Source organism: Mesorhizobium sp. M0296 (assembly GCF_040321675.1).
In the GTDB taxonomy this organism is placed as follows: Bacteria; Pseudomonadota; Alphaproteobacteria; order Rhizobiales; family Rhizobiaceae; genus Mesorhizobium.
Genome location: NZ_JAMYRZ010000039.1, coordinates 1 through 21055, shown reverse-complemented (window position 1 = coordinate 21055; position 21055 = coordinate 1). Strand labels below are relative to the sequence as shown.

The window sequence follows — 21055 nt, the reverse complement described above, 5'->3', positions numbered from 1 at the left end:
TCTAAAGCACGAGCAAAAGGGTTGAGTTCGCCGCGAGTGGCGGCACGAAGTCGTCGGAGCCGATGGTCACGGAAACGATGTCGGTCAGATCGCTCTCGACGCCGGCGACGCTGACCGCCCAGGCCTGCAGCTCGACTTCGTCGCCGAACAGGTAACCGGTCACATCGAAAGCGCCCTCGGCCGGCGAGCAGGACAGTGGCGGCTGCCAGACCAAAGCACCCGAGAGCCTCGTCTGCAGCTTGAAGGCGGCGACGGCGACCGCGTTCGCCGTGCCGCCGCTGACCATAACCCGCAGTCCGTTGGCGTCGCCGGTCTCGACAGTGCCGGTTTCTATGCCCGTGAACTTCGGTATCGCCGGTGGGATCAGGGATAGGTCGATCTCGGCGCCGACGCGGCCGCTCCAGGCCGGCGGCACCTCGGCGTCGGTCAACTCGTCGATGATCGGTGCCGCCGGCAGCATCGCCAGCACCGTCGAATTGTTCTTGCCGCGCGTGATGCCGGCAACGATCAGCGGGATGCTGTCGAGCGCGGCCGGGCCGAAGTGAATGATATCGCCAGCCTTGGGCCTCTCGCCGCTGCCGGTGAGCCGCACGGCCGCGCTCTCGCCGGCGACGGTGGCGATGGTCCGTACCACGCTGGTGCCGATCGTGTCGTCGGCGTCGAACTGGCGGAAGCGAATGGCGTAGCTCTCGCCGGCGACCATCGTGAAGACGCCGTCGGCCTCGACAAGATCGCCGCGTACTGCCTTGACGCGCGCCGAATGCATGGCGCGCTTCAGCACGTCGCGCGAGGCCACCACCAGGTCGCCGGTGGTGGCGGTGCGTGCAGTGCCTTGCTGCACCGCCGAGTAGCTGACGGCGCGGTTCATGATCTCGTATTGCCGGCGGCGGGCCTCGCGCCAGATCTCGTCCGGGTTGGTCTTGCCGGGCAGTTTCAGCTCCTCGGTGATGTCGATCGGGCCGACATAGCCGGGCCACGGCACCAGGCGCTCGCCCTGTTGATAATCGTTGGTCTCGTCGATGAACGGCACGCGCAGCGCATGTGGCGGCTCGAAATAGGAGGGCGACCAGCGGAAGTCTGATGAATTCCTTGGGTTCACGTGGTCGACCACCAGCTCGCGCGGCCGATCAATGACGACGGTCCATTTGCGGCCGTCCCATTTGACGGCGGCCCGCCCCGCGGCGCCGATCGCCGCCAGCGTCTCGCCCAGCGTGCTCTCGAAATCGTGGATGCGGTTATATTTCAGGCCCTTGAGCACGCAGAAGACGTGCCAGTCCTGGAAGGCAGGAAAATCGATCTCCTCGTCCGGAGTGGGCCGGTACAGCCCTGGGCCGCGCAAGGCGAACAGCGCCAGCGACGCTGGCCATTGCGTCGCCCTGTCTATCCATGTGCCGCTGTCGGAGTCCCAGTCCGGCGCGATCCGCTTGTCTAGCGTGTTGAAGGTGTCGAGCGTGCCGTTGAGCTGCGCCGTCGCCTTGATCCGGAGTGCGCTTAGCGCCACGGGCTTCCTAAAATTGAACGGGTATTCCGGCCGGAAGCTCTGCAGCACCACCCAGGTGCAGTTCAGGACGAATTGCGAACCGTTGCCGGGCTCGACTTCCGAATCCGTCAGCCGCTCGTATTCAATCTCATAGGCACCCCGTATGGGGTAGTCGATGCGGTCGGCGCGATAGAAGCCCACCTTTTTTGTGTTGCGGATGGAGAGATCTGGCAGGTCGGTCCAGGCTACGGTACCGGCCAGCCGGTAGCGTCGCTTGAACACCACTTCCACTGAAAACTCCTCGCCCTCGTCATCGATCTTGATCAGGCCGGCGGGAAACGACAGGATCGAGATGGACCAGGCGGTATCGCGAGCGGTAAAGCGGCTGACCGGCTTGGCTTCGGACGGCTCACCCTTGATGATCTTGCCGTAGTCGTTGTGCTTCAACGGCCGTTCCAGATCGGTGCCGATGCGCTCCTCGAGCACTTGGTTGGTGTAGAGCGACAGCGGTTCATCGTCGACATAGCCGAGCCGCGTCTCGATCTCGACCTCGTCGAATTTCGTCAGCAGCGTGTCGCCGAGCTTCTCCTCCGAGATCTCCAGCGGCCCGTAACCGTGTAGGAAGACGGCGCGATCGTAGAGCCAATCGCCGACCACCTCGATATAGGACATCGCCCCGAACGGCGGCGCATAGCGGTGCGTGCCCATGACCATCGGCACCGGCGCGTCGGGGGTGAACTGGTTCTGCCATCCGGCGATCGCATAGGTCGGCTTTTCCTCCCCCGGGGGTTTGGGCAGCGGCAGCAAGGCATTGATCAGCAAGCCGCCGAGCGCCGTCAGGCCAACCGTGAGGGCGGTCTTCGCCACGTTGGCAAGCAATTCCGAGCCAAACAGCGTGGCGCCGGCGGGGAAGAAAAACCCGGCGACGGCGATCGCCGCCACCGAGACGAGGATCTGCAGCACTGATCGAAACGAGTCACCGCCGGGAACGACGCGGATTACCACATGGACGCCGGCATTGGGCCGCGCCCGGTGCCACAGGGCGCGCGGTACCACCTGCATGCCGTCACCCTTGACCAGCGCGATACGGGTGCGCTCCAGCACCGGGTGACTGGCGCCAGGCAGTGCCATCGCCACCATTTCGGCAATCGTCATGCCGGCCGGCAGCGTCAGCTCGATGCGGGCGCGGTCGGGCTGGAATGCGATGGGCGCGGCCGTGACATGGACGCTCATGCGCCCCTCCAGCGATAGATGCCGGTGAGCTTGCCTGCCCAGGGCGAGCCGTCGTCGAAGCGCTCGATCTTGGAGCAGTCCTGCTCGACCATGTGCATCATCAAGCCCGGCCGCAGGAAAAGCCCGCAATGGGCATCGAGGCGGCCGCGCCGGAACCAGAGGATGTCGAGCGGCTGCGGCGTCTCAATCTTCAACCAGAGCGGCGATTGCGTTTCGCGAGCGACTATGGCGGCGACTTCGCGCTGCTCGGCCGAGCTGGGATAAAGGCCGGCATAGGACGGCAGCTCGTTGCCGGCATGCTCGGCATGGACGAGGCGGACAAAGCCCCAACAGTCGCAACCGGTCCAGTCGCGGCCCTTGTCGGCGAAGGGCAGGCCGATAAAGCCTTGCGTCCAGCTGAGATCGCCCTGGGCTACCATCAAGGTCATTTGTGCAGCCCCGGAAAACGTTCCTTCGTCATGCGGTCGGCCGGATAGGGCTCCTCGGTGATCGGCTCCATGGAGAATTTGAGGCTGACCTGGCCGCTGTCGCCGTCTGCGCCGGTCATCAGCATGCCGATCCATTCGGCCTCGACATTGTCCGGGCTCGACGCCAGCACGATCGCCATGTGGCAGGTCGCCTGCACGGTGGTCGACGTCAAAATATCGGCGATGTCGCTGTCGAGGATCTCGAGCACCAGCGAGGCCTGCGCCGGAGCGTCGTCTTCCTCGTCGGGGACGAGCGCGTCGAGCATGATGAACAGGAACGGCGAATCATCTTCGGTGCGCCAGGTCGAGCGGGTGCCGTACATCAGCGGCTCGACCGAGATCCGGTCGGCGTTGTCGGAGGAGAGCCGCACGGGCGTGTCGAGCAGCGGGTGCTCGATGATGACCAGCACAACCTCCAGCTCGTCGGTCGCGACCTGGTCGAGAGCCAGACGGGCGTTGAGCGAGACCCGCCTCATGGCATCACCGCAACGTCGAAGCTGACGCGCCACTGGATGCCCGTGGGGGAGCTTGGGGCGCGCGCCGGCAGCTGCTGGCCGATCAGGCACAGCCACGTCTCTGCTATCAGGATCGGTGTCCCGTCCTCGGTGGTGATCGGCGTGCCGTCATCGGTCAGCAGCGGCAGGCCGTCCGTGTCCCACGCCGGCATCAGGAAGGGCTGCGTGCCCTGCTTGATCTCCTCGTTGTACCAGCGGTCGAAGCGGGCAAGCTGCGCCCTGGTCAGCACGGTCGAGAAGGCAACGGTGTCAGCGACTGCCGAGAAGCGGCGCCGCACGTTTGGCGGGCCGGCGTCTTCGGCCCTGCGGGTGCGGCCATCGCCGCGCGTCACCTGGTAGGGTGCCCGTTCCGGTCTGGGCAATTCAGGGGGATACCAGACCAGGCTCATCGCCGTTTCACCGGCTGCCTGGCGCCGCGACCCGCGAGCGTCTTATTGAAGGAGCTGCCGCGTCGGTTTGCGGCGGCGGTCAGCTTTTCTTCGATGATGATGTCCTCGCGGCGGCCGCCCTTGCCGTCCTCGGTTTCCTCCTCGCGCACGCTCACGCCGGCATAGTCGTGATAGTGCCGCTCAACACGGGTCGGCTGGGCCGACTGCGATGACCAGCCGCCCATCGAGGGAGAGCCGGAGCTACCGGCGCCGGGCATGGCATAACCGCCCTCGTAGTAGCCGCGGCCCGATTTGGCTGTGCGCCGCAGGCTGTCCAGGAACGGCACGCCGAGCGCTCGCACCACCGGGGCATCCATGACGTACTCCTGCTCATGGACCAAGCCGGCGACCCTGCGCGGGTCGTTGCCGCCGGTCGCGCCGCCCACATCGTAGAGACCGCCGGCGCCCGACTGGATCGCCGACCAGGCTGCCGGTGACCTGAAGAAGCCACTGATCATCGACCAGATGCTGGAAAATCCAGACAGACCGCCGCCCGCCGGCGCCGCCGGGAACTGGCTGAGCGCATTGCCGAGCTGGCCAAGCCCGCCGCCGAAACTATTTAGGCCCTTTGCGGCAAGGCCGGTGCTTTCGGTCAGCCGCGTGATCGCTGCCGTGGCTTTGTTGCCTGCGCTCTCCACACCGGGGAAAAGCGCGCGTTGATTATCGTTGAGGCCGTTGCGCCAGGAGCCGCCAGCCATCCCGAGCCGGCCACCGCCGAGATCGAAATGCATCTCGTCCATGGCGCCGTATTTGCCCCTCTGGCCGCCGAAATATCCGCCCCACCGGAAACGGTCGGTCAACTCCGGATATTTCTCCATCTGCACCTGGCGCGCCGTCTGGGCGAACTTCTCGTACGTCGCGAAGGTGCTTGGGTCCTGATAGTTGCCCAGCTTCTTGCCGGTGAGGAGATCGGTCAGCCTGACATCGGTCGCGAGGCCCTGACCGTGAAAACGTGGGTCGCCTAGCCGCAAGCCTGAGATCGCATCGACCTGGTAGCCGCCGAACCGCTTCGCGGCGCTGTCGAGAATGTCCATCAGCCGGGCGTCGACGCCCGACTTGAAGTTTCCGACCATGCGAAGCGAGCTTCCGGCGACATCTGACAACGTCGAAGTCGCCGCCCCGCTGCCGCGCATCCCCGACGACGGATCGGCCGAATTGCTGTTGGCCGGTGAGAAGAACCGCTTGATGCTGTCGAAGATGGTGCCAGTGCCGCCGCTGACGCCCAAGGCACCGTTGATGTTGACGACGCCAGCCTGCACATCCATGGCGCCAACAGACTGCCCGCCTGCCGGCTGCGGACCGCCGAGCAGCGTGCCGATGAAGCCGCCAATCCCGCCGATGCTGTCCAGCGTCGGCAGGCCCTTGTTATAGACCGCGTTGGCCAGCGGGTTCTTGATCGCAAGCTGGGCGAGCTGCTTCAGCACGTCGTCGGCCGCGCTCTTCAGCACGCTATCGATATCGGTAAAGCCGCCGAGAGCGCTGTCGACGATGCCGCCGATCGCGTCGACGCCGGTCTCGCGCACGTCCTCCCAGAGCTGCTTCTGCTGCTTCAGCAGCTCGTTCATGCGGATCATCGCCGCCGCCTCGGAATTGAGGTCCACCGCCAGCCCGGCGCCCTTCAGCCGGTCGGCGACGGTCGCCTCGATCGGCGAGCGGCCGAGCTGGTCGCGCTCGAACTGCAGGTCACGCGCCAGATTGGCGCGGGCCTTGGCCTCGGCCATTGCCGACAATTCCGACGTGTTGGCGCGCATCGCCTCGGCCTCCTTGCCGTAGAGGTCGATGCCGAGCTGGCGGATCTGCTGCTCTGTCGTCAGGGCGGCAATGACGCGATCATGGGCGGCGGTACTCGCCCCGACCAGTGCAAGCTCGGCGCGCTGGGTCTCGATATTCTGACCCTGCTCGAAGATTGCGGCGCGAGCCGATTGAATGGCACTGAGCCGGCCATATTCGGCGGCTTTTTCCCTGATGCGCCGGATCTCGGCCTCGTCGGCAGGAACGTTGTTGCGGGCGGCTTCCTCGCGGACCGCCTGTTCGAGCTGAAAGGCCATGCGCAGCCCCGCCGCCTCGGCGGCCGTCCTGCCGACCAGGCTGATCTCCAGCTGCTGCACGGCAACCGTCTGGTCGAGCGAGCGCAGCCGCTCCTTCTGCGCGTCCACAAGGCTTTTCGTTGCACTGGCCAGTGCAAGCTTGCCGGCGATGTCGATGCGGTCGGCGCGAGCGGCCGCGCTCTCGCTGGCGTTGATCTGGGCGCGCGCCGCGGCCTCGGCGGCGGCCTGTTTCTCCGCCGGCGATCTTGCGTTCATCTCCTGCAATTGCGCCTGGAAGCCGCCTATGCGCTGGTTGTGAGCGGCGTCGTCCGCCAGCTTCCATTCGTCATAGGCCTTCATGTCGCGCTGGTTGAATGCGCTGCCGCTCCTGATCAGGCCGCCTGGACCGATATTGCGATCGTACTCTTGGACGGCCCGCTGCGCCTCGGCGAGAGTCGCGGTGAAGCCTAGAATTTCCGCGACGCGTTTCTTGAGCTCGGCGGATGCTCCGGGGGCTTGGCCCAATGCCGCAACGGCATCGTTGAATTTGACGACATCGGGATAGCCGGTCTGGGCGGACTTGATGAACTGATTGACGACCGGCTCAAGGCCGCCGATCTTGTAACGGTCGAAGATCTGGAACTGGTCTTGCGGGAGGCCGGAGCCAGGTATTCCAGTGAAGGCTTCCGAGCCACCGAACTGATTTTGCAGGTTTTGGCCGGTGCCCGCGTCCACCGATTTTCGGAGTTCGTTGACCGCCTGCATCGATTGGAACGACAGAACGGTCTGGGACTCCCGGCCAACGCCACGCACGGCATTTTCAGTGTCTTTCCAACCCTCGCCGACTTTCTTGATGAGATCGACATGGTCCTTCAACGCCCCGTCGAGCGATTTGGTCGCTTCGCGCGACAGGAGCGAATAGGCCGCAAAGGCGGCGCCGGCCACGCCGACACCGGCCGCGATCAGCCCGACCGGCCCGACGAAGCCGATGAAGGACCTTGCCGTTGATGCCAGCGATGCCCTGATCGCCGCCAGCGAGCCGCGCAGACCTTTCGGCCCGCTCTCCAGCGCGTCATAGATCTGCCCGGCCTGCGATGCGAATATCTGCATGGGCGGTAGGCCGAGCGCCCACATGGTGATCACGTCGTTGCCTTGGCGCGACAGATTGAGCAACTGGTTCGAGGTGAGCCGCGCCGCGCCGGTAACCGAATTGAGTCCTGTGACCGTCAATGTCGATTGACGGCCAAGCATAGTGTAGCGGTCGTTCAGATGCGCGAGCGCCAGATCGTATTCCTTGGCGCTGGTGAAGGCGCCGACCTTGTGCGCGTTGTTCAGCTCTGTCAGCTCGGCTTCGTATTGCTTTGAGGCGGCATAGAGCGGGTTGAAGCGGGCCCGCAGCCGGTCCAGTTCATCGCCATAGGCTGCGATATCGGACCCGCGATCGGGTACAATGGAGACCCGGTTCACCATGGATTGCGCGGCATTTTTCTGAGCTGCGGCCAAGCCATTCAAGGCGCTGATCTGGCTGTTTAGGGCAACCGTCTCCCGCAACCGCGCGTCGATCGCCAGGGAGCCGCTGATCGCGCCAGTGCGCTCGGCTTGGTTGATGGCCTCAATCGCTGTCCGGTATCGGGTCTGCGCTACGAACAGCGGATCGTAGTTGGCTCTGATCCGGTCCAGTTCTTCGCCATAGGCTGCGATATCGGACCCGCGATCGGGCACAATCGAGACCCGGTTCACCATGGATTGCGCGGCATTTTTCTGGGCTGCGGCCAAGCCATTCAAGGCGCTGATCTGGCTGTTTAGGGCAACCGTCTCCCGCAACCGCGCGTCGATCGCCAGGGAGCCGCTGATCGCGCCAGTGCGCTCGGCTTGGTTGATGGCCTCAATCGCTGTCCGGTACCGGGTCTGCGCTGCGGAGAGCGGATCGTATTTGGCTCTGATCCGGTCGAGCGCCACGCCGTAGGCTGATATGTCGGCAGCACGCTGCCGATACGTTGCGTCGTCGGTCGGACCCCTCATGCCGGCATAGGCCGCCACGATCCCCTGGATGCGCTTCTGCACCGCCTCTTGGCCGGTCAGCATGTCGGTCACGCGCTTCGACGATGCCGCCGCCTGGTCGTTGGCGGCGGTCAGCGCCGCCGACGCCCGGGTCGCCTCGACGCCGACCGTGCGGACCGCGGCCGACGTGGCGCCGGCCGCTGCCGTAGCGCCAGCCGCGTTTCCGCTGATGACGAGGGCGAGATTGAGGCTCAATCGCGCACCTCGTTCATGATCGCGCGGGCCTCGATCTCCATGTCGCGCAGATCTTCAAGCAGCTGAGCCGCCGGATAGCGCTTCTTTTCTCGCTTCGGCCGCGCCCGCAGCAGTACAGCGGCCGCCGCATAGTCGATGCCGAGCCAGTAGAGCAGGCCCTGCATGCCGCGCGCGACGACGCGCCACTGTGTCTCGCAGCCGAGAAACAGCACCACCGATGGCATGTTGATGTCCCACACTTCGAACACGTCGCTCTCTTCGTCGTCTGTCGGATCGGGCAGGCTCTCGGGCGGAACGCCCAACGCCTCGGCATCCTGCCGCGCCTGGTCATCGGGCCGCGAAGGGCGTGTCGGGTCGGTCAAGCCTTCCCGTGCCAGCGCCCAGGCGCGCGCGGCCTCTTTCAGTTTCCCTTTCGGGCCGCCGGGCTGGCGAGCGAATTGGCGTAGGCGCTGTAGAGCGCGACCCGATACCAGGTCTGCTGCAGCGCCTGGCGAAAGACCTCTTCGGAATATTCGACTTCGTTGCCGTCCTCGTCGACCACATCGCGCCAGCCGCGGGTGGCCTGGATCAGCAGATCATGCTCACGCGTCTTGCGCTCTTCCTGTGTCGGCAGCGCCTCGATTTCCTTGCCGAGCGCGATTGCCGCATCTTCGTCGACGCCGGCGAACTGATGCGTGTAGCTCATGGTCTTCCACTTGCCGGGATTTGTCGGGTCGGGAAGCTCGATCTTTATCGGCCACCAGTAGAGATATTCCTTGGCGAGAACGAATTTCATGGGGCACTTTCCTGAGGTTTGAACGGCGGTTTTAGAGGCGTTGAAGCCGCCTTTATTTGACGGTGATCTTCAGCTCGGTGGAGCCGAGGCTGGTCAGCATCAGCGGCAGCGAATAGTTGCGGATGTTGTCGCTCTGGCCCTCTGCCGGCCGGCCGATCTGCACCTTGTCGCTGTCGATCGCCACCGTGTTGCCGCCCACCGTGCCGTGGGTAAGCGCCAGCGCGGCCTTGGTGTGGGCGCGGGCGATCGAGAACCAATCCTTGGTGGCAAGCGATGTCGCCTTGACGACGGCGGTACCAGTCACTGAACGGTCGGTGATCTCTATGCTCTCCTCGCCAATCAGGTGGCGCGGCACGACCTGCGAGCCGGTGTCGATGTTGAGGCTTTCGGCGATCGCGGTCCAGCCATGCAGTGCCATCACCGTGTTGGCCTTCGAGACCACCACCGGGTCGATCCACATCGTCTTGGTGACGACGGGCAAGGCTTCGTCGGTGATGGTCCCGACCAGGCCTTTCATCGAGAATTGGAAGCGCGGGATGCGCTTGGGTGTGAAGCCGAGCGAGACGCTGCCGCGCATGCCGAGCAGCACATGCTTAACGCCATCGGAGTTGTAATAGAGCCCGCTGCTCTCGAAGGCGTCGTGGATCAGATCATACTGGACGTCGACGCCGGCCGAGATCACCTGGGCAAAGCCGCAGGAGCGCAGCAGCGGGCCATAGGCCGGTGCCGTGCCGAGGGCGCCGGCGCCGGCGATCTCGACCGAGAAATTGAACTGGCCATAGTCGCCGGTCAGCAAGACGCCCTGGTGGCCGAGGAACGGCTGCATCAGATTGCGCGCCTCCTCGTCACCGGCGAGCGGCGTGAAGGCCGCGTCGGAGAGCTGGATGTAGTTGGCAGCACCGGTCGGTACCGCATCAACTCCATAGGTGGCATCCATCTTGATGAGGGCGGACAGCTTCTTCCAGCGACGGATCATGGTCTATTTCCCCTTCTTGGGCGCGCCGGTTTCGGCCGCCAATGGTTCGTCCGTGCCCGCCGGTACCGGCTCGGCCTCCGTGCCGGGCGGCGGCGCGGGCTCGGTGCCCTCGATCCGCTCCAGCGTTCCATCCTTGTGCCGGTTGTACGCACCGCCGGCGATCGGCGTTTCGATCTTTGCCATGTCAGCTTTTCTCCACGAGGTAGTAGCCGGCGCCGAACAGCTCGCGCTGCCAGACGTGGCCGTTCTTGGCTTTGAGAAGGTTCGACGAGATGTGCTCGACAACGTCGGCATTGTTGACGCTGGTCGGCTCGAAACCGATCAAGGCGCCGCGTACCGCGTCCTTGAGGATTTCGATGTCGTCGGCAGCGGCCCCGCCGGTGCCATCGGAGACGTTGCGGGTGACGATGATGACAGCGACATCAGCCTCGGTGCGCTGCAGCACGTTGCCCGTCATGCGCTCGTTTTCACCGCTGTGCTCTTCCTCGACCAGGACGAAGGCCGCGGGCGTCGTCTTCGGTTCGCCACTGAGCGAGGCCCAGGCGGCGGCGCCTGCGATCAGCCGAAAGAGCGGCGGGTCGATATCGCGCAGGCGCTGCTGGAATTCTGCGGACAGCGTCATGGCCGGGCTCCGCCATCGGCTTCGGCGCGAAAGGCGTCCTCGGCTATACGCAGGATCTCGGCCTGGTCCTCCTCGTCGACATAGAGATAGGGCCGCGCCGGGATGGTGATCGAGTGCGCGCCGATCGAGACGCGGACCGTTTCCTTGCGCTTGCGCGAGGCCTTGACGAAGCGGCGGCCGCGATTGGTCTTGCCGAAATGCAGATCCTGCTCGCGCGCCGGGATCTTCACCTCGCCGCCGAGCTGCTGGATAGCGGCATAGAGCAGGTTCGTTCCGACCGCCGCTTCGGTTTCCGTCGCTTCGCCGGTAATGGAGCTGTAGAGCCGGTTGCTGACGCGCAGCATGTGGCCGTAGCCGCGCTGGCCGCGCCCGATGCGCTTGGCGGCCGTGCGCGGGCTAAGCCGCTGCCACTTACCGGCCGGGCCGGTCTCGCGCTCGAAATGCCGCTGAGTCGAGGTGACCAGGTATGCGGCGATCGCCGACATGATCGTCCTGGGATGTTCGGCCAGGCGCTCGATGCGATCGAGTGTCGCCAGCACGGCCTGGTCGACGAGGCGGATCTGGATGCCTTCGGTCGCCATCAGAAGCCCCGCAGCTTGTCGCGGGTGAACACGCGGTTCGGCGCACTGGTCTTGATGGCGCTGCCGCCGGCCTGTTCGGGCGTCTCGCCTTCCTCCTCGATCAGGACGAGACCCTTCGAGACATCCTTCAGCCAGGAGATCGCGTTGGCGAAGTTGCGCGAGACGATGCTCTCCTTGTCGGCCGCCTCGCCATGCAGATAGTAGCGCGCCAGATCCGCGGCGACCTTGACCAGGACTGGCGGCACGACGCTGAGCGGCAGCTTGAACTGCTTGCCGATATAGCCGTCGATTACGCCGTCAGCGTCCGCCAGTGCGCGGCCGACCACGACATCGTCGATTGTCGATGGCGGCATGTTGGTCCGGTCCGTGAGCTGGATCAGCTCGGTGGAGCCGAAGCGGTCGACCAGATCCTGCTGGACGGCGTACATCAGGCACCCACCACGAAAAGCCAGATGAAGAAGGCGAGCCAGACAAGCAGGGAGCCGGCGCTGGCGAAGACGAACCTCACGAGCGCAAAGAAGGCTGCGCTGAAGTCGCAATCAAGCAGGGAGCCGGCGCTGGCGAAGGCGAACCTCACGAGCGCAAAGAAGGCTGCGCTGAAGTCGTAATCGCCATGGCTTTGTTCGGTCGGCCACATCAATGCGGCCGCCCAGATCGCGACCGTAAGCGCGATCGGTATCCACCAGATGGATAGGTAGATGTTCACGGTCAGATGAACTCCACAACTAGGTTCGGCTCGGCGAAGAGCGCCTCCAGCGGCTCCGGGCTACGGAAACCATCGAGTTGGTGTTCAACCGGTGTTTTGGAATGGGCGATGCCAGCGCGCCGGAAGCCATCGGTTTTCGATCGGATGCGCACTGCGGTCAGCGCCGGCGCTCCGCTGGCCTCCCATGCGTCGATCGCGGTGGACAGGCAGGGGAAGCGGGCGCGGAACTCAGCTTCACCACCATCAAGCCAAATCGCGGACGCGTTCACCGTGAGCGACCCTGCGGAGCCGGCCGTATTGCCGGCTCCGCCCTGGTCATCGCTCTCCGGGGGTATGCTTGAAATGGTCCCCGTCGCTGCCCCCAGCGACGGGGCGGCCGGTGCCACCTCTAGGGCGACATCAGCCGCAGGCGAAGCATTCACCGCGACATGCTGATCTGCGATTACTGGCTTCGCTGCTTCGGAATTGATGGTGTCAGCGCTGCTCGAGATCGGCGGCACCGCGGAGAAAACCGTTTCACGTTTGGCTATGATTTTCGGAGCTTTCGCCATGTTCAATCCTCGTTTTCGGGTCTTTGAAAAGGAGCCTTCGCGGGCTGCTTTTCGAAAACCCGCCGGCCGAAGCCGGCAGGGCGAATTCGGCAGCGTCCTATCCGGCGTTGGAATCGACTGGGACTTCCGTAATAGAAAAGGTGCTGCTTGCCGGGTGGGGCAGAAAGAACGACCGCTCCTCGCCAGGGTTGATTTCGACCGGTTCGCGGTCGTCCTGCTTGACGGTGGCGCGGAAGTTGCCCAACTGTCGTGGTCATAGGGGTTCCTCTTGGGTCTTGCGGAAGAAGCCGGGCTTCGGCTGCTTCCGAAAAACCCGCCGGCACCGAAGTGCCGGCAGGCAAAGTGCGCAGCTCCGGCTGTGATCAGCCGAGCTGCGGAACCACGACCACTTCGGAGGCCTTGAACCAGATGTTGCTGTCGCCGCCGTTGATCAGCTGCGCCTCAACCACCTGCTTTGCATCGGCCTCCAACGCCTGAGGAACGATGAGCTTGGCCGGACGGATGTTGATGATCTGGCCGTTCTTCTTGCGGATCGAACCCAACGCATCGCGGGCCGCCTTGAAGTTGGCCGGCGTAAGTGTGGCCTTAGACATATGGGCGAGCTGCCAGAGGCCGAAGCCGGCGTTGCATCGCCCGTCGACGCCGTAGAGATACTGGCCCTTCATGAAGACGTTCGTATCGGTCTCCTTGTCCATCGGGACAAGCTTGAAGGGCTTGCGCTTCTGGAACACCATCGGCTGGATAACCCTGGTGTCGTCGACCAGGTACCAGGCCGGGCCGGCGCCAGCGGTGAAGTTCGAAACAGAGGTCTCGCCGCCGTTTTCGTCGAAGCCGGGGTGATCGGTGTCGAAGAAATTCTGGCCGTCATAGCAAAGTGTCGCGTCGCCCGCCTTCCAGAGCGGCCAGACGAGCTGGTCGGGAAACTCGGCCGCGTCCTGACCCATTTGGGCAGAGATGGTCGTGTAAAAGCCGAACTGATCGTCCTCGATCGAGGCGCGCTTGACGCCGACGGTGCCCTCGAACTCCTTGTTGCGGATGATGTAGGTCGAGGCCGACAGATCATGAATGAGGCGGTCGCCGACCCATTCGCGGATGCCGGGCAGATCGTCCATGCGCGGATATTCGTTCATGGCGGTGCTCGAAGGCACGTCCATGGCGACCGTCCGGTATTGTGTCGGGGTGGTTGCGAGCCGCGCATTGAACGCGGTGCTGAGCCCCGTGTAGACGCTGCGCAGCGTGGAAGCATTAATGTCCATCTGAAGCTTTCTCCTACTGCGCGATCTCGGCGACGACGGTCGCCGGAGTTGCGGTTGCGTTGGTTCCGCCGACCGTGAAGCTGATCACGTCGCCGGGGTTGACCTCGTTGAGGGCGGTCGGCACCACCGTGTCCACGTCGCCCGCGGCCGAGCCGGCCTGGGTGATGGTGATAACGCCGGTGGTCACCGGAACGCCGTTGATGGCGCAGGTGATGGTGGCGTCGCCGGTGGTCAGGATGCCGTCGGTGACGCTGCGCAGCCGGGTGATGCGGCCCTTGACGGAAGCGATCGTCCTGGTGACGCCGGCGCCGACCAGCGTGGCGATGCGGGCGGCCAGCGGGATCATGACCTTTTCAGCGGCCGGGATGTCGATCCAGGTGCGGCCGTCGCTGATGCCGGCGACGGTGCCGACGAGCAGCCGGGCACCGGAGCCATCGAAGCTGAGCGTCTGATCGTCGACGGCGTAGACCGGCCGGCCGATGTCGACCTCGTCGGCGACGAAGATGAAGCCGAAGCAGCCGCGAAGCGCCTCGACGTTCAGGTCGCCGTCCGCACCGTCGCGGTTATCGACGTTGCCTTCCGCCAGGCCGACGATGGAAACCGCGTTGGCGGTGCCCGCCGGGACTGCCATGCCGGTTGCCAGGAGGGCAACGATCGACTTGCGGAAGATGCGGACACCCGACTTGGCCGGGTAGCCGAAGCGGTCGCCGGAGCGAGCCGGGATTTCGAGATCCTTGGACGCGACCATCAGACGGTTTCCTTGTTGAGCTTGAGGGTCTCGGCGAATTTCTTCGGATCGAGGCCCATGGCGTTGCAGACGGCGAGATCGCTATCCGAAAGCTCGGCGTTTTCGCCGTCCGGCTTCTTGGCCGTGCGGATCTGCGAGGCCGTCATCACCGGCGCGTTGCCGACGAAGGTGTCGAAAGCCTTGAGATCGGCCTTGGCGTAGCCGAGCGCCCAATCCTTCTGCGCCGGCGCGATCTTGCCGGCCTCGATCGCGCTGTTGACCGCCTCGGTCGCTTTGTCGGCGGTCAGATCCTCGCGCAGCTTCTTCAGATCGCCCTGCAAGTCGGTGACGATTGCGATCGGCACGAACTTGGTCGGATCGACCTTGCCGGCGATCGCCGACTGGACGGCCGTGACGATGTCGTCGGCCTTGGCGTCGGCAGTGAGGCCGGCGGCGGTGGCGAGGCGGGTGCGATCGGCGACGATGGAATTGATCGCCGTCAGGATCTCCGCCGGCTTGGCGGTTTCGGTCAGGCCAGCAGCCTTGGCAATTGCCGTGCTGCTGGTCAGATGGGCGTTGATGGCGGCGACAATGCCGTCTTCGGTCGTGCCCTTGGCAAGGCCAAGCGCAGTCAGGATCTTGTCCATGCTGTCTCCGGTGGGGTTGTCGAGAGGGAAGAGGGCACTCGCCGCGACCGCGACGAGATCGAGGTTCGGCGTGTTGGTCAGGCCGGCCATGCGGATGGCGAGCACCCGGCCGGTGGTCTTTTCGTGGAAGAAGACGGGCGACAGGTATCGGTACTCACTGGCCTTGATCGCGGTGGCCGCAGCCGCAGTCCATTCGACGCGGCCCCAAATGCCGTCGTCGCGTGCCTGCAGCTCCTTGATCCAGCCGGCGGCTTTCGCCGTTCCGCCGACACCCGGCACGGCGCCAAAGACGGCCTGGTGGTCATAGTCGATGACGAGGTCGGTCGAGCCGGCGTAGCGCTGTGTGTTGGCGACGATGGTTTCCATGGATGCCTTGTCGCCGGTCACCCACGGACCCTGGCCGGTGCGCCCGGAAAAAGTTCCGGCCGGCGTCAGCTGCACCCACGAACCATTCGCATCCGCCGGCGTCAGCGCCGTGGAATGCGAAGCGACCAGGGCGGCCGAAAGAAGTGCGGCAAGTGCGTTTTGCATCGCCGGACATTGGCCCGGCCGACGCCGTCAAATCATGCCCGCCATGGCGGGCGGTGGTCGAAGCTTGGGGGATCGAACTGGCGGGACCGATCGTGACAGGTCCGCCGCCGAATTCGCAAGGCAACGGTAGCCGAGCGAGGGGCAACCGGCAAGGCTGCGTTACGATCACCTCGCTCAGGAGTCAGATAGCCCCTAAAATCGGTTTTGAACGGGTCTACAGCGGCAAACGGCGCTTCGCGCACCAGTGCCACGCCCCACGGGCCTCCTGTGCGGCTGTGCGGCGATCCTGTGGGGACGGTCAGGACGAAGGGAGAAGCCAGTCGGACGCCCCGGACTTTCGCGCCAGATCCTGCTCGACGACAGAGAGGTAGCCCGCCTTTCCGGGATTGTAAGCCCAGCCCGGATCGATGCCATCCGGAACGGTCGTGACCTCGCCGGTGCGGTTGTTGACGAACTTGCGCATCGTGCCGGACACCGGCTCGAACTTCAGGATCTCGCCCTCTCGCTGCAGCCGGTCGATGTCACGCTGCGAGAGGCTCTGCAGCGTGCAATGGCAGTTCCACCCGTTGGGGCATGCATGGGTGTTCCACCAGGGATGGTCGACCGGCAGCACCGTGTTGTGCCAGAGCGCATGAAGCGGGCGCGGGTGCTCCTGGCCTTCCAGATGGACATAGCGCAGGAACGGCCGTGTGGCCTTGTTGCGCTCGAACGACGACCAATGGCCGGCGGCATAGCTCACCCGCATGTTGACGTCGAAGATGGTTGTGAGCCGCCTGACGCTGCCGAGCTGCGACCAGCGGGTTTCGCCGGAGAGCGGATCAAAGGCAGGCTGCTGACCCCACCAACCCTTTGTCTGAAGCAGCGGCGTCAGCTCGGCGCCGAACTGGGCAAAGGTCTTGCCCTGCGAAAGGGCGACCAGCAATGCCTGGTAGATGTCGCCCAGGATGTCGAAGCCGGCCGACTTCGCCACCGTGAAGCTGCGGGCATGCACGTCCTGCCAAGTGTCCAGCCAGGAGAATTCGGGATCGAAGCGCTGGCCGCGCGCAAACAGCGCCGCGATCGCATCGGCCGGCGGCAGTGGCTTCAGATCTGCGGTCACAGGCTCAACCGATCCTGCCCGACCACCATAGCGCCGCGAGCATCCAGATCACGATCATAGCGGCGCTGTATGCCATGCCGTGCCCATTTCGGCGTTTGGAGTTGATGAAGAAGCCGAACAGGGCGAGGAACGAACAGAGCGCGAAGAAATAGACCATCGGAGTTCCCTTCAGAGCGTGTCGTCAACTTGGCCTGCGAGCAGGGCTGCAAATGCCGATCGGGCGAGCAGCTCGGTCAACGCGGCGGCATCGAGCCCGGCAAAGCGCTTTGAAAGCAGCGCCTTCACATCGGCTACGGAGCTGGCGGCTGCGATCTCCGCGTCGAGGCCGGCGACGATCGGCGAGACCAGCGGCTCCCAATCGGCCAGCATGGCGTCCGTCGAGCGCTCGATCGCATCGCGGGTGCCGGTGCCCGCGGTGGAGTGGACCGTCTGTTCGGTCTCGCCGGGTTTCAGTGGCGGGGGCGGGTTGTCATCAGGCGGGTCAGTTGGGGCCGGACCTTTCGGTGGCACGAGCAGTTCTTCGCCCTTGGCGGGGTCTGGAAGGCCGATACGGTCGCGCATCGTCGACATCCCGACCTTCAAGCCCAGGGGAACAAGTTTGGTCACATTGTCGACCAACGATTTGATGTCGACCTGCTCCGGCCGGCCGATCAAGATCCTTGGGTACTTTTTTTGCGGCCCGAAATTCAGATCGACCGTCGGCCGGGTGAGGTCACGGTTCAGCGTGGCTGCGATCTGGCGGCCGTCAGCTTTCTCGATATCCTCACGCACGCCGTCATGGGTTTTGCCGACTGCATAGCCGCCAGCGATTGCATCCGTTGTTCCCGTCTGTCCGAGCACCACCTTGGACGTCTGCTGGTCGAGCCAGTCGGCGCGCTCCTTATAGAGCCCATGCGACCCCGAAATGTCGGCCTTGATGAACTCGACTGCCATCGACGCGGGGACTATGGCGGCATAGTCGACGCCGATGTTGCTCACCGCATCGAGCAGGATTTGCTTGTCCTTCTCGGACGCGCCGGCGTCATATTTTCCCAGGCGGAGCGGCTGGCCATAGGCTTCGCAGAAGATTGCCCAATCCTTGATGGTGAAGCTCTTGAACAGGAAGGTCCAGGCGACGGCACGCGCGATGCCGCCCCGGATCGGCAGGCCGGATTTAACCTTCGCCGAGTGATAGATCCACTGGTAGGGATTCAGCGGCACATTCTGGCCGCCGTCGCGCAGCAATGGCGTTTCCCCATCAATCTGGTCAAAGACGAACCAGCGCGGGTCGCGCCACGCCAGTCGCTTCGGCCGCCACTGTCCTTCGGACGTGTCCCAAATGATCTCGGTACAGGAGAAGCCCTTTCCGACCGCGTCGAGAATATCGAACAGCTCGTCCTCGAAGCCGTCGCGCTCGATGACTTCACGCACCAGGTCGGCATGCTCGACACTGGCGGCATCCTCGCCGGCCGCTTCAACGGTGATCTCTAGGCCGGAAACCTGCCGCTTGCGCACGCCAAGCACGCCGGCATAGTGTGGATCGCGCTCCTCCATATCTTCAGCCAGGGCGAGGTAGCTCTCGGGATCGTTGTCGATCGACGCCCGCAAGATACCGGCCAGCCGGCCGGGGGTGAGGCCAGCCGCCGGGTGAAGAGCATCGTGGCGCCGAACGCCGCTGCCAGTCGGAGCCGCCTGCTCGACCTTCAGGGCGGCTTTGGCGATCGGGCGGCCGTAGCGGTCGACGATCCCTTTGAATTCTTCAGCCATCAGAAAATCCCACGGTTGCGGCGGGCGGATGCCATACGGAAGCTGCCCTCGATGTCATCGGACCGGTTCCGCCACGCGCCCTCCGAACTTTCTTCAAAGCGGCTCTTGGCGATCGCTGCCGGCTGATAGGCATATTCGTGCCACTGCATGCGGCTGGCGAAATACGCCAGGACGAGTGCGACCGCGAAATCGCCGTGCCGCTTCGCGCCGGCCATGCCGACCCGCTCCGGCGGGATCGACGGTATGCCGCGGATGATCTTGACCAGGCGAAGATCCACCGCATGCTCGGCGTCCCTGGTCAGCGCGATGTTGGCGTCTTCAAAGGCGGTTTTAAGCGGCGGGAAATTCTCGTTGTACCAGTTCTGGCTGAGCGTCACCGACCAGACCAGGCCGCCGGGTGTCTCCTCGGTGTGCAGGCCGAACGCCCGGCCGAGATCCTCGGCAAGGTTCATGCCGACGCCGGTCGCGTCCACTGCTGCCCCGCAGAGCCGCGGCGCCCGCTTCAGCATCAGGGTGGCGATTTCCTTCTGCTCCTGGAACGGCACGTTGCGCAGCTCGACAGTCAGGGCCGACTGGCGGCGAAGCACCTTGTCGATCGACAGCAGCGACATGATCGCCGGGTCGGCCTTTCGGGCCGGATCGTAGCCGAAGGCGTGCTGGCGGTTTTCGTCCAGGCCGTCGAGCGCTTCCTTGATGGCGTCCAGGTGCGGCGCCATGAGGTGCCGGCGCTCCAGCTCGGGCCGATGCAGGAAATCCAACGGGAGATCGATGCGGATGACCGGGGCCTCTTCCGGCGTCAGCGTCATGCGCGCTTCGATCAGCGGGCTGGTCAGCCAGGCGCCGGAGCCCATGGACGGAACACAGAACAGCTCCTCGTCGGCGCCGTCGCCGTAGAAGTCGATGATGTCCTGGCGCCACTGCGCCTCGGCCTCCGGCGACCACTCGCGGCTGGTGACCAGGCAGATGCGCTCGTAAAGGCCTTCCAGCAGCGCCTGGTCGAAATCGATCTTGAGGTGGCTGTACTTCGACCGGCCGCCGAGGATGTCCTGGACCTGGACGTTGAATTCGTTGTCGGCGCCGTTATGCGTGGAACAGACCACGACCTGGCCGCCCCACATCAGGTTGGCCAGCGCCGCTTTCAGCAGCTCCTTCAGGCTGTCGACGAAGGCCGCCTCGTCGATGATGACCAGGCCCTGCTTGCCGCGAAGGGTGCGCGGGGCAGACGACAGGGCTAGGATCTCGAAGCCAGATGCGAACTGGATGCGGAACGCCTTGATCTGCCGCGTCTCTTCCGGGTGTGTCGGGTCCGTGTCGTCGAACAGGAACTCTTCCTGGGCGACAGCCGCGTGCGCGAACGCCCGAGCCCACATGGCACAGGCGTCGATGAATTCGCGTGTCATCTCCTGCGAATAGGAGATGTACATGGCGTCCATGCCGCCAGCATCCTTGGCCCGTCCGGCGCGCAGCACGGCATAGGAGGCCAGCGCCCAGGTCTCGCCGATACGGCGGCTCTTCTCGATGAACAGCACGCGGACGGCCGTGCTTTCGAGCAGCGAGACCGTGCGGCCCTGATAGCCGAGTAGCACCTTCGGCAGGCCGACGCTTTCGATGACATGGCCCAGGTTCGCCATGCTCTCGCGGCGAACCTTCTCCCATTCCTGTTTGGAGATCGGGCCGGTCATATTCCGGCGGCCCTTTCGATCGCCGCCCGCTTGCAACGATCCCAGGCGCGGTCGCAAAGCCGATCGAGCTTCACCGCCTGGAGTCGCGGCGTCGATCCGGGCGGATAGGTCCAGAACCCATTATCCCCGAACAAGCGACGATAGCGTCGATAGAGCTTGGATTTGCGCCGCCGCAGGTGAACGGAAATTGCGATCCAGTGAGGCCCGCAGATCCACTCACGGCAATCGGGCTTGCGCGTTCGCCGGCAGAAGGGAACCAGGCAATGCAATCGGGCTGACATCAGTTCGCCGCTCACGCCGATGATATGCGCGTTGATCGCCTCGCCGTTCATGCGCCAGTCGCTCTCTCAAAGGCCTTGGTCACCTTCTGAATGCAGGCGTCTAGCCGGCGGATGTATTCGTCGACACCGATCCAAGCCGGCAGGTTGCGCCGCTTTTCAGCGGCCTGCATCTCCAGGCGCAGAGCGTTGTTGAGGCATGCTGCCTCGTCGGTCGATAGCTCCAGGCGGATCGTGTTGCTCAATGCAGGCCTCCTGCAGACTTGTCCGACCACGCGAAGTTAAAGGTGTGCACCAGAAGTTCGGCATTCGCCGGATGATTGTCTCCGGTCGTGCCGCCGATCGGGATCCCGTTGCCGTCGAAGATGACCGTCGTCGTGGCGGGGGAGCCCCGGGCCGGGGGCCCCCGCCACCCCCCGTTTGGGGCCCGAATGAGGGGGGGGATGTTGGGCCGCGCCCCGGCAATCAGTAC

Annotated in this window: 25 protein-coding genes; 1 reads left to right on the top strand and 24 read right to left on the bottom strand. The window is 64.7% G+C overall.

The features are described 5' to 3' along the window. Window position 1 precedes the first annotated feature (1 nt). From gpJ to NKI97_RS28160, 14 genes are read right to left on the bottom strand one after another with little or no spacing between them, the layout of a single operon-like run. The gene (gene gpJ / locus NKI97_RS28225) at window positions 2-2713 is read right to left on the bottom strand and encodes a TipJ family phage tail tip protein (RefSeq protein ID WP_352813534.1); all 2712 of its coding nucleotides are present in this window, start codon (window positions 2711-2713) and stop codon (window positions 2-4) included. Then, window positions 2710-3141, bottom strand: coding sequence for a C40 family peptidase (locus tag NKI97_RS28220; protein WP_352813535.1), 432 nt, complete (start codon window positions 3139-3141; stop codon window positions 2710-2712). The genes gpJ and NKI97_RS28220 overlap by 4 nt, the downstream gene beginning before the upstream one ends. After that, a complete protein-coding gene (locus NKI97_RS28215; protein ID WP_352571321.1) occupies window positions 3138-3656 on the bottom strand; it encodes a DUF1833 family protein in 519 nt (172 codons plus the stop codon). Before NKI97_RS28215 ends, NKI97_RS28220 begins: the two co-directional genes overlap by 4 nt. After that, window positions 3653-4084, bottom strand: coding sequence for a hypothetical protein (locus NKI97_RS28210; RefSeq protein ID WP_352451593.1), 432 nt, complete (start codon window positions 4082-4084; stop codon window positions 3653-3655). Before NKI97_RS28210 ends, NKI97_RS28215 begins: the two co-directional genes overlap by 4 nt. Beyond that, window positions 4081-8406, bottom strand: coding sequence for a phage tail length tape measure family protein (locus NKI97_RS28205; RefSeq protein WP_352813536.1), 4326 nt, complete (start codon window positions 8404-8406; stop codon window positions 4081-4083). Before NKI97_RS28205 ends, NKI97_RS28210 begins: the two co-directional genes overlap by 4 nt. Next, a complete protein-coding gene (locus NKI97_RS28200) occupies window positions 8403-8768 on the bottom strand; it encodes a DUF1799 domain-containing protein (protein ID WP_352813537.1) in 366 nt (121 codons plus the stop codon). The genes NKI97_RS28205 and NKI97_RS28200 overlap by 4 nt, the downstream gene beginning before the upstream one ends. 38 nt (window positions 8769-8806) lie before the next feature. Next, window positions 8807-9181 carry a hypothetical protein gene (locus NKI97_RS28195; protein WP_352813538.1) on the bottom strand — a complete coding sequence of 125 codons (375 nt, stop codon included), beginning with the start codon at window positions 9179-9181 and terminating at the stop codon, window positions 8807-8809. Window positions 9182-9233: 52 nt separating this feature from the next. After that, on the bottom strand, window positions 9234-10157 hold the full coding sequence (locus NKI97_RS28190; RefSeq protein ID WP_352571317.1) for a phage tail tube protein: 924 nt from the start codon (window positions 10155-10157) through the stop codon (window positions 9234-9236). Between the two features lie 3 nt (window positions 10158-10160). After that, complete coding sequence (locus NKI97_RS28185) at window positions 10161-10340, bottom strand: hypothetical protein (RefSeq protein WP_352813539.1); 180 nt, start codon at window positions 10338-10340, stop codon at window positions 10161-10163. Between the two features lies 1 nt (window position 10341). After that, window positions 10342-10779 (bottom strand): phage tail terminator protein, encoded by a 438-nt coding sequence (locus NKI97_RS28180; RefSeq protein ID WP_352795483.1) that lies wholly within the window; start codon window positions 10777-10779, stop codon window positions 10342-10344. Next, a complete protein-coding gene (locus tag NKI97_RS28175; protein ID WP_352813540.1) occupies window positions 10776-11360 on the bottom strand; it encodes a phage virion morphogenesis protein in 585 nt (194 codons plus the stop codon). The genes NKI97_RS28180 and NKI97_RS28175 overlap by 4 nt, the downstream gene beginning before the upstream one ends. Continuing rightward, window positions 11360-11788 carry a gp436 family protein gene (locus NKI97_RS28170; RefSeq protein WP_352546887.1) on the bottom strand — a complete coding sequence of 143 codons (429 nt, stop codon included), beginning with the start codon at window positions 11786-11788 and terminating at the stop codon, window positions 11360-11362. Before NKI97_RS28170 ends, NKI97_RS28175 begins: the two co-directional genes overlap by 1 nt. Next, window positions 11788-12066 (bottom strand): hypothetical protein, encoded by a 279-nt coding sequence (locus tag NKI97_RS28165; RefSeq protein WP_352795486.1) that lies wholly within the window; start codon window positions 12064-12066, stop codon window positions 11788-11790. The genes NKI97_RS28170 and NKI97_RS28165 overlap by 1 nt, the downstream gene beginning before the upstream one ends. Before the next feature lie 2 nt (window positions 12067-12068). Beyond that, the gene (locus tag NKI97_RS28160) at window positions 12069-12617 is read right to left on the bottom strand and encodes an HI1506-related protein (protein WP_352813542.1); all 549 of its coding nucleotides are present in this window, start codon (window positions 12615-12617) and stop codon (window positions 12069-12071) included. On the opposite strand from NKI97_RS28160, the gene NKI97_RS28155 reads away from it, so the two are divergent. Further along, the gene (locus NKI97_RS28155) at window positions 12616-12876 is read left to right on the top strand and encodes a hypothetical protein (protein WP_352813543.1); all 261 of its coding nucleotides are present in this window, start codon (window positions 12616-12618) and stop codon (window positions 12874-12876) included. The genes NKI97_RS28160 and NKI97_RS28155 overlap by 2 nt on opposite strands. A 103-nt stretch (window positions 12877-12979) precedes the next feature. Here NKI97_RS28155 and NKI97_RS28150 read toward each other — a convergent pair whose 3' ends face one another. The 10 genes from NKI97_RS28150 to NKI97_RS28105 form a co-directional block, all read right to left on the bottom strand. Then, entirely contained in the window at window positions 12980-13873 is an 894-nt protein-coding gene (locus NKI97_RS28150) for a Mu-like prophage major head subunit gpT family protein (protein WP_352795489.1), read from the bottom strand. Window positions 13874-13886: 13 nt separating this feature from the next. Then, window positions 13887-14621, bottom strand: coding sequence for a hypothetical protein (locus NKI97_RS28145; RefSeq protein ID WP_352795490.1), 735 nt, complete (start codon window positions 14619-14621; stop codon window positions 13887-13889). Continuing rightward, window positions 14621-15778 carry a phage protease gene (locus NKI97_RS28140; RefSeq protein WP_352813544.1) on the bottom strand — a complete coding sequence of 386 codons (1158 nt, stop codon included), beginning with the start codon at window positions 15776-15778 and terminating at the stop codon, window positions 14621-14623. Before NKI97_RS28140 ends, NKI97_RS28145 begins: the two co-directional genes overlap by 1 nt. Window positions 15779-16076: 298 nt before the next feature. Further along, window positions 16077-16877 (bottom strand): phage head morphogenesis protein, encoded by an 801-nt coding sequence (locus NKI97_RS28135; RefSeq protein WP_352813545.1) that lies wholly within the window; start codon window positions 16875-16877, stop codon window positions 16077-16079. Between the two features lie 4 nt (window positions 16878-16881). Then, a complete protein-coding gene (locus tag NKI97_RS28130; RefSeq protein WP_352813546.1) occupies window positions 16882-17034 on the bottom strand; it encodes a hypothetical protein in 153 nt (50 codons plus the stop codon). Window positions 17035-17045: 11 nt separating this feature from the next. After that, on the bottom strand, window positions 17046-18623 hold the full coding sequence (locus NKI97_RS28125; RefSeq protein ID WP_352795493.1) for a DUF935 domain-containing protein: 1578 nt from the start codon (window positions 18621-18623) through the stop codon (window positions 17046-17048). Then, window positions 18623-20305, bottom strand: coding sequence for a terminase large subunit domain-containing protein (locus NKI97_RS28120; RefSeq protein WP_352813547.1), 1683 nt, complete (start codon window positions 20303-20305; stop codon window positions 18623-18625). Before NKI97_RS28120 ends, NKI97_RS28125 begins: the two co-directional genes overlap by 1 nt. Then, window positions 20302-20637 carry a hypothetical protein gene (locus NKI97_RS28115; RefSeq protein ID WP_352813548.1) on the bottom strand — a complete coding sequence of 112 codons (336 nt, stop codon included), beginning with the start codon at window positions 20635-20637 and terminating at the stop codon, window positions 20302-20304. Before NKI97_RS28115 ends, NKI97_RS28120 begins: the two co-directional genes overlap by 4 nt. Further along, a complete protein-coding gene (locus NKI97_RS28110) occupies window positions 20634-20828 on the bottom strand; it encodes a hypothetical protein (protein WP_352813549.1) in 195 nt (64 codons plus the stop codon). The genes NKI97_RS28115 and NKI97_RS28110 overlap by 4 nt, the downstream gene beginning before the upstream one ends. Then, the coding region (locus tag NKI97_RS28105) for a hypothetical protein (RefSeq protein WP_352837780.1) at window positions 20825-21055 on the bottom strand (231 nt) is incomplete at its 5' end. The genes NKI97_RS28110 and NKI97_RS28105, both read right to left, overlap by 4 nt.

What these genes read in the sequence shown, in the direction of transcription:
- gpJ (WP_352813534.1), bottom strand. Translation starts at nt 2,713, where the DNA reads ATGAGCGTCCATGTCACGGCCGCGCCCATCGCATTCCAGCCCGACCGC.
- NKI97_RS28220 (WP_352813535.1), bottom strand. Translation starts at nt 3,141, where the DNA reads ATGACCTTGATGGTAGCCCAGGGCGATCTCAGCTGGACGCAAGGCTTT.
- NKI97_RS28215 (WP_352571321.1), bottom strand. Translation starts at nt 3,656, where the DNA reads ATGAGGCGGGTCTCGCTCAACGCCCGTCTGGCTCTCGACCAGGTCGCG.
- NKI97_RS28210 (WP_352451593.1), bottom strand. Translation starts at nt 4,084, where the DNA reads ATGAGCCTGGTCTGGTATCCCCCTGAATTGCCCAGACCGGAACGGGCA.
- NKI97_RS28195 (WP_352813538.1), bottom strand. Translation starts at nt 9,181, where the DNA reads ATGAAATTCGTTCTCGCCAAGGAATATCTCTACTGGTGGCCGATAAAG.
- NKI97_RS28190 (WP_352571317.1), bottom strand. Translation starts at nt 10,157, where the DNA reads ATGATCCGTCGCTGGAAGAAGCTGTCCGCCCTCATCAAGATGGATGCC.
- NKI97_RS28185 (WP_352813539.1), bottom strand. Translation starts at nt 10,340, where the DNA reads ATGGCAAAGATCGAAACGCCGATCGCCGGCGGTGCGTACAACCGGCAC.
- NKI97_RS28180 (WP_352795483.1), bottom strand. Translation starts at nt 10,779, where the DNA reads ATGACGCTGTCCGCAGAATTCCAGCAGCGCCTGCGCGATATCGACCCG.
- NKI97_RS28175 (WP_352813540.1), bottom strand. Translation starts at nt 11,360, where the DNA reads ATGGCGACCGAAGGCATCCAGATCCGCCTCGTCGACCAGGCCGTGCTG.
- NKI97_RS28170 (WP_352546887.1), bottom strand. Translation starts at nt 11,788, where the DNA reads ATGTACGCCGTCCAGCAGGATCTGGTCGACCGCTTCGGCTCCACCGAG.
- NKI97_RS28155 (WP_352813543.1), top strand. Translation starts at nt 12,616, where the DNA reads ATGTTCAATCCTCGTTTTCGGGTCTTTGAAAAGGAGCCTTCGCGGGCT.
- NKI97_RS28160 (WP_352813542.1), bottom strand. Translation starts at nt 12,617, where the DNA reads ATGGCGAAAGCTCCGAAAATCATAGCCAAACGTGAAACGGTTTTCTCC.
- NKI97_RS28150 (WP_352795489.1), bottom strand. Translation starts at nt 13,873, where the DNA reads ATGGACATTAATGCTTCCACGCTGCGCAGCGTCTACACGGGGCTCAGC.
- NKI97_RS28145 (WP_352795490.1), bottom strand. Translation starts at nt 14,621, where the DNA reads ATGGTCGCGTCCAAGGATCTCGAAATCCCGGCTCGCTCCGGCGACCGC.
- NKI97_RS28140 (WP_352813544.1), bottom strand. Translation starts at nt 15,778, where the DNA reads ATGCAAAACGCACTTGCCGCACTTCTTTCGGCCGCCCTGGTCGCTTCG.
- NKI97_RS28130 (WP_352813546.1), bottom strand. Translation starts at nt 17,034, where the DNA reads ATGGTCTATTTCTTCGCGCTCTGTTCGTTCCTCGCCCTGTTCGGCTTC.
- NKI97_RS28125 (WP_352795493.1), bottom strand. Translation starts at nt 18,623, where the DNA reads ATGGCTGAAGAATTCAAAGGGATCGTCGACCGCTACGGCCGCCCGATC.
- NKI97_RS28120 (WP_352813547.1), bottom strand. Translation starts at nt 20,305, where the DNA reads ATGACCGGCCCGATCTCCAAACAGGAATGGGAGAAGGTTCGCCGCGAG.
- NKI97_RS28115 (WP_352813548.1), bottom strand. Translation starts at nt 20,637, where the DNA reads ATGAACGGCGAGGCGATCAACGCGCATATCATCGGCGTGAGCGGCGAA.